The organism is Deinococcus sp., from assembly GCF_025362455.1.
Lineage (GTDB): Bacteria > Deinococcota > Deinococci > Deinococcales > Deinococcaceae > Deinococcus.
This window is the reverse complement of the sequence record NZ_JANYGJ010000142.1, coordinates 1-6,185: the sequence shown is the minus strand read 5'-3', so window position 1 is coordinate 6,185 and position 6,185 is coordinate 1. Positions and strand designations below refer to the sequence as shown.

The window sequence follows — 6,185 nt, the reverse complement described above, 5'->3', positions numbered from 1 at the left end:
TGAAGGATGAAGTGACGAGCTGGATTGACCAGAGAAACACCGCTGGAACGACGGTGAACTGGCACTTCACCGTAGAACACTGTCGCGAAAAGATGAGTCGTCACTATAAGAGTATCAAAATATAGAAATCAATGTACTAGGTATGTCCTGGCTAACGTCCCTGGCTTCCGCTTCTTGGGAAGGGCGGCACCTATCGGGCGTCTGCACCTACCGGGCGCCTGCACCTATCGGGCGTCTTACCTCGCCGCCTGCCCGCTCCGCTCGGTAAATCTCAAGCTTTGCAAGGAGATGCTCAGAAAGGCGGCAGCGAGAGCAGAAGGCGGCAGGGAGAGCAGAACGAATGGTTCCAGAAATGTCTGGACGGAGCTGAACCGTGACAGGACGATTCAAGGGCAGGGCAGCGGTTATCACCGGCGGGACCGACGGCATCGGCCTGGCCACCGCAAAGTATCTCGTCCCCCCTGTAACCACAGATCACGTCTGGAACGCCTGTTTCTGTTTATTCCGGAGTGCTCGGCGCCCCGCGCCCACCGATGCACTACCCTCATGCATATGAACGCTGCACCGCAAACACAAGCACGACCGGGCCTCGCGTGACGGACGTCATCGTCATCGGCGCCGGGCTGGCCGGACTCACCGCCGCCCGGACGCTGAGCCGCGCCGGAAAGCGGGTGCGGGTGCTCGAAGCCGGGCCGCAGGTCGGTGGGCGGGTGCGCTCGCGTCAACTCGGCGGCTTTACCCTCGACGCGGGCTATCAGGTGCTGTTCGAGTCGTACCCGGCGGCCCGGCGCCAGCTCGACTACGGGGCGCTCGATCTGGTCGCCGTCGCGCCGTCGGCGGCGATCCGGCTGGGCAGGCGCGTCGAGCTGCTGGGCGACCCACGCGGCGACGCGGGCGTAATTCCGGGCCTGCTGAGCGCCCGCAGCCTGACCATCAAAGACCGATTAGTCTTCGCTCGCCTGGGCGCCGATGTGGCCTTCGGTGCGCCCCACAGCCTGCTGAGCGGCTTTGATGAGCCGACCCGCGACTACCTGAAACGTTTGGGGTTTTCGGACACAGCCTTGCGGCAGTTCTTCGCGCCGTTTTTCGGCGGTATTTTCCTCAGGCGCGACCTGTCCACCAGTGCGCGGCTGTTTCGCTATTACCTGCGGATGCTGCTGAGCGGCCCCATCAGCCTGCCCCGGCGCGGCATGTCGGTGCTCAGCGAGCAACTGGCCCAGGGCAGCGACGTCACCTTCCATGCCCGCGCCCTCGAACTCGCGCCCCACGAGCGCGGCGTCTCGGTCATCACCTCGCTGGGCGAACTGGAGGCTGCGCAGGTGATCGTCGCCACCGACCCGCAGAGTGCGGGGTTGCTGCTCGGCGAGAACGTCTCACGCGGCAGCCTGGGCAGCTCGTACCTGTACTACGCCAGCACCCGGCGGCTCGACACCCAGAAGCGCCTGATGCTCAACCCGGTTCAGGGCCGGATCAACAACGCCCAGTGGCTCAGCGAGGTCATTCCTGAACGTGCCCCGGACGGGCAACATCTGCTGACCGTCACCGTGCTGGAAGGCGCCGAGCTGGAGGGCGCTGAGCTGGACGACGACGCGCTGGACCTGACTGTTCGTGCGGAACTGAAAAGCTGGTACGGCGAGGGGGTGTCCAGTCTGCGGACCCTGGCCGTGGAGCGCATCGGCCACGCCCAGTTTCCCCAGCCGCCCGGTTACGCCGCGCATCTGCCCGGCCACGCCACCCGCTTTTCCGGCGTGCTGCTGGCCGGAGAAATCACCTCCATGAGCGGCATTCAGGGCGCCCTGGAGAGCGGTGAGAAGGCGGCGGCCATCCTGCTGGGCGACCTCGGCGCCATGAGTCGGCCACGCGGCGCATGAACGCGGCGGCAATCGACCATCTGGTGATCGCCGCGCGCACGCTCGAAGAGGGCTCGCGCTGGCTGCAAGACCGCCTGGGCGCGGCGCTCTCACCCGGCGGCGAGCATCCCCAGTTCGGCACCCACAACCGGCTGCTGTCCCTGGGCGAGTCGTATCTGGAAGTGCTGGCCATCAATCCCGACGCCTCCAAACCATGCCGTCCCCGCTGGTTCGGGCTGGATACGCCGGAGGTTCAGGACCGGCTCTCACGCGGCCCCTGCCTGCTTCACTGGGTCGCCCGCACGCCCGCCGCGCCTCTACCCGCGCAGGGCCAGCGCCTGAGCCTGAGCCGGGGTTCGTATGCCTGGACCCTGACCGTGCCGGACGACGGCTCACTGCCGCTGGGTGGCGCCCTGCCGAGCCTGATCGAGTGGGCCGTGGACTCGCCCGCCGCCGCGCTACCGGACGTGGGCGTGAGACTGACCAGCCTGACCCTGCTCACGCCGGAACCGGACAAGCTGGAGGGGGCACTGGCGGCGCTTCGGCTCACTGATCTGGTGAATGTCGAGCCTTCGTCGTCGGTTCGGCTCCGGGCAACCCTCCAGACGCCAAGTGGGGAAGTCAGGCTTGAGTAACTCATCTGTACAAAAACTCACACTGAGACTCATCATCCCGCCGAGCCGCCGTGGGTCGTCGTTCCCAGAAAAGCCCGCGCCCAGACGGCGTTTTATTGCCCTTTACTGTTCGCCTGGTGAAGAGTAAACTAAGCGTCTAACGATCCCGAAATCAGGCTGGCCGACGAGCGAGCTGATGTGTGCTTCGGCACAGCGGGGGAGTGGTGGTCGCCGCAGCGGGCGACGGGCGTGCAGGGCAAGGGGGGTGAGGACACATCGGGACCAAGGAGGAGGTACGTGATCGGCTCAGCATCGCCGAGATCATCGGCGACCATGTGCGCCTCAGCCCGGCGGGCAAGGGCCGCCTCAAGGGCCTGTGCCCCTTTCACAACGAGAAATCGCCCAGCTTCCAGGTCGATACCGAGCAGGGCTACTTCTACTGCTTCGGCTGCAAGGCGGGCGGCGACATGTTCTCGTTCGTGCAGCGCACCGAGAACCTCAGCTTCGGCGACGCGCTGCGCAAGCTGGCCGAGCGGGCGGGCGTCACCGTCGAGACGCGCTACGGCGAGCGCAGCAGCCGCGACATCTACGAGGTCAACGCCTTCGCGCTCGACTACTTCCGCTCGCACCTGGCCGGGCCGGGTCTGGACTACTTTCACCGCCGGGGCCTGACCGAAGAAACGATTGCCAGGTTTGAACTCGGTTACGCGCCCGAAGGCTGGGACGGCCTGCTGAGTCTGGCCCGCAGCCGCAACGTGCCTGAAAAGCAACTGTTGGACGCCGGGCTGCTGGCCGAGAACACCCAGACCGGGCGGGTCTACGACCGTTTCCGGGGCCGCGTCATGTTCCCGATCCGCGACCACCTGAACCGGCTGGTGGGCTTCGGGGGCCGGGTGCTGAATGACGAGAAACCCAAGTACCTCAACACGCCCGAAACCGAGGCGTTCAAGAAGGGAGAACTGCTCTACGGCCTGAATTTCGCCCGCACCACCGCCCAGGGCGGCGGCGAGCTGATCGTGGTCGAAGGCTACATGGACGTGATCGCCATGCACCAGGCCGGATTCGAGACGGCGGCGGCCACGCTGGGCACGGCCCTGACCGCCGAGCACGCCACCCTGCTGGCCCGGCTCGACGTTCACCGTCTGGCCCTGATGTTCGACCGCGACGAGGCCGGACTCAAGGCCACCCTGTCGGGACTCGATCAGGTCGTGGGCAGCAAGCTGCGCGTCCGGGCGACCCAGGTGCCCAGCGGCAAGGACCCCGCCGACGCGGTGATGTCCGGTGAGCTGCACGCGCTGAGGCAGGCGCTGGCCTCCGGGCTCGACGAGGTGCATTACCGGGTTCAGGCCGCCGTCGAGAAGTACGGTGTGGACGGCTCGGACAACAAGCGCCGCATCCTGATGGAGCTGCTGCCGCGCATGCAGAACCTCGATCCCTTCGACGAGAGCGCCCGCGAGATGCGCCGCCTGGCCTGCGAGCCGCTGGGCCTCAAGCCCGAAGCCCTCAGCGACTGGATCGCTAACAAGGCCAAGCGCAAAACCCTGACCGACACCCACTTGGCGGGCATGTCGGCCCACCAGCAGGGCGACAACGAGATGGCCCTGCTGCGCCAGATTCTGCTGGCCCCGGCGCTGCTGGCCAAGCTCGACGGCGAATTGCCCTGGCACAACGAAACCGTGAAAAAGGTCATGCTGGCCGCACGCGGCGCCACCACCAGCGAGGATATTCTTTCGGTGTTCCGGGGCCAGCCGGAGGAGCAGCTCCTGATCCGACTGCTGTTCGAGGGCCGCGATCCGCATTCGCACAGCCGCGCTGGTGTCGAGCAGTTCGAGGCCAAGGTGGTCGGGTACGCCGCCGCCGCCATCGACGACATCCAGTCGGGCCGCAGCATCGATTCGTTGCGGGCCGAGAAGGAGGCGCTGACCTTACAGATGGTCGGCGCCGTCAGCACCGAGCAGCGCGAACTCCTCAAGCAGATCAGCGAGTTGCAGCGCGCCATCGAGGCCGAGAAGAGGGCGCGGCGGATGCAAGCTTGAAGCTCGAAGCCCAGTTGGCCAAACTGGCCGAGTTGGGATTTGTGCTCAATCCGGGCGTCACCGTGGACGACCTGCTCCACTCGTATGACCGCCAGGTCTATGAAGATGATCCGTTCGGAGCGCTCCTGTCCATCTTCGGGGTCGAGGTCGAATCTGAACCGTGGGGGCGGCGGTTTTGCGATAGGGTCTGGAATTTCGATACCGAGTGCATCGGCGGGTCAGGCGATTACGTCCAGATCGTGCAGAAGCTGTGCCTGCTGAGCGGCGACGCAGACTACCTGAGCGACGTTCAAGATCACGTCGACCTGGACACGGCGCAAGGCTGGCTGGAATACACCGTTCAGGGCCGCCGTCAGCGCTGGACCCTGGAAATCAACGACGACTGGGCCGATACGCTGAGCCTTTCTTACGTCGTGAACGACCTTCAGCGGGGCGGCCAGCGATTCTTCTACATCGAGAACGGCCAGTCGATGATCCTCTTTTATCTGGGCGATCAGGTGGCGGCTCAGCTCGCTGCCCTCTCCAGCCAGCCGCTGCACCCGTTTGTTCCCGCCGGAGCGCTCAGCCCGCTGTCAGCAGCGCCGCTCCGGCCAGGGCCAGCACCACGCCGCCCCACTGGCTGGCCCGCAAGCGCTCACGCAGCACGATCACCGCCAGCAGCGTCGTCAGCGCCGGATACAGGCTGGTCAGCAAGCCCGCCAGCGCCAGCCCACCGCCCTGCACCGCCATCAGGTAAAACAGGTTGCCCAGCGTGTCGCCCGGTGCCGAGGCCAGCAGGAGGGCCGGGCGACTGGGCCGCAGCCCCATCGTCAGCGCCGCGATCGGCACCACGATCAGGCTGCTGGCCAGGCGGGCGGCGGCCAGCGTCCACAGCAGCCCGGCAGCACTCTGCGCCTGCCCCAGCGCCACGAAATAAAAGCCGAATCCCACGCCCGCGACCAGGCCCAGCAGCACGCCATTGTCTTTTGCTGATACGCCGCCCTGCCCCGTGCCCCCCGGTATCAGGCTCAGCAGCACCGTGCCGCTCAGGATGCCCGCCGCCCCGGTCCAGCCCAGGGCGCCCAGCACCTCGCCGCCCAGCACCCCGAAGGCCACCGGCACCGCCGCCGAGAGCGCTCCGGCGCCCACCGAGACCGGCCCCATCGGCCCCAGCGCCAGCCCCCGGTAAAAGGCCAGCACGGCGCCCAGCCCTATGGCGCCCGCCAGCGCACCCCACCACAGGTCACTGGCAGGCGGCAAAGGCGCGCCGAGCAGCAGCGCCAGGGCAAGCAGCGCCAGCGCGGCTATCGGGTGGGTCAGGGCCGCGATTCGCAGCGGCGCGTCATGGCGGCCCGACAGACCCGACAGAAAATCGCCGACCCCGTAGAACAGAGCGGAGAGTAGACCGGCCAGGGCAGGATTCATCGGACAGGCAGTCTAGCGGGTTGAAGATCGGCGGGACTGGTGTTCGGGCCAGATATTGTTTTACTGTGAGGTGTTAAGTATCTCCTTGTAAAGCTTTAGGTTTACCGAGCGGAGCGGCCTAGCGTCGCCAGCGGCGCTGTTCAGGCCAAGACGCGGGCAGGCGTGCCCAGGCGCGTCCGTTCTGCCCAAGACGCGGGCAGGCGTGCCCAGGCGCGTCCGTTCTGCCCAAGACGCGGGCAGGCGTGCCCAGGCGCGTCCGTTCTGCCCAAGACGCGGGCAGG

5 protein-coding genes are annotated in these 6,185 nt (G+C 66.7%); 3 read left to right on the top strand and 2 right to left on the bottom strand.

Translation table 11 applies throughout. The features are described 5' to 3' along the window. Positions 1-593: 593 nt before the first annotated feature. The 3 genes from Q0R23_RS11300 to dnaG all read left to right on the top strand — a co-directional run bounded on the left by Q0R23_RS11300 (position 594) and on the right by dnaG (position 4,500). A complete protein-coding gene (locus Q0R23_RS11300) occupies positions 594-1,871 on the top strand; it encodes an NAD(P)/FAD-dependent oxidoreductase (RefSeq protein WP_366520425.1) in 1,278 nt (425 codons plus the stop codon). Then, positions 1,868-2,485: a VOC family protein gene (locus tag Q0R23_RS11295; protein ID WP_293913087.1), complete on the top strand. Its 618-nt coding sequence runs from the start codon at positions 1,868-1,870 to the stop codon at positions 2,483-2,485. Before Q0R23_RS11300 ends, Q0R23_RS11295 begins: the two co-directional genes overlap by 4 nt. A 254-nt stretch (positions 2,486-2,739) precedes the next feature. Next, positions 2,740-4,500, top strand: a complete 1,761-nt coding sequence (gene dnaG, locus Q0R23_RS11290; RefSeq protein WP_293913091.1) for a DNA primase — start codon at positions 2,740-2,742, stop codon at positions 4,498-4,500. Positions 4,501-4,718: 218 nt separating this feature from the next. Here dnaG and Q0R23_RS11285 read toward each other — a convergent pair whose 3' ends face one another. Both Q0R23_RS11285 and Q0R23_RS11280 read right to left on the bottom strand, forming a co-directional pair. Next, positions 4,719-5,039, bottom strand: coding sequence for a hypothetical protein (locus tag Q0R23_RS11285; protein WP_293913085.1), 321 nt, complete (start codon positions 5,037-5,039; stop codon positions 4,719-4,721). A 22-nt stretch (positions 5,040-5,061) separates the two neighbouring features. Beyond that, on the bottom strand, positions 5,062-5,904 hold the full coding sequence (locus Q0R23_RS11280) for a DMT family transporter (protein ID WP_293913083.1): 843 nt from the start codon (positions 5,902-5,904) through the stop codon (positions 5,062-5,064). Positions 5,905-6,185: the final 281 nt, after the last annotated feature.